We start from the raw sequence: 275 nt of genomic DNA, 5'->3' as shown, positions 1-275 counted from the left end.
GGCGTGACCGTGGGGCTCTCCGGGGTCTCGACCACCGGACCCGACGGGGGCGTGCCCGTCGCGGTCGCGACGTTCTCGACCGTGCCGGCATCCACATCGGCCTGCGTGATCACGTACGGCTCATCAGCCGTGCACGTCACCGACGCACCCGGCGCCAGCGTCGTCGGGTCACACGTGACCGTGATCCCCAGACCCGCCAACAGCGGGTCATCGACGGCGATCCCGGACAAGGTGACGTTGCCGGTGTTGGAGACATCGAAGACGTAGTTGATCTC

General features: G+C 68.0%; 1 protein-coding gene. It reads right to left on the bottom strand.

What is annotated here, in order from left to right:
- On the bottom strand, positions 1 to 275 hold a 275-nt coding region (locus tag AC2YHB_RS25640; RefSeq protein ID WP_487354883.1), incomplete at both ends, for a DUF7507 domain-containing protein.

It is taken from the genome of Nocardioides sp. SRI_004, assembly GCF_057586415.1.
This window is presented reverse-complemented; position numbering and strand designations above follow the sequence as displayed.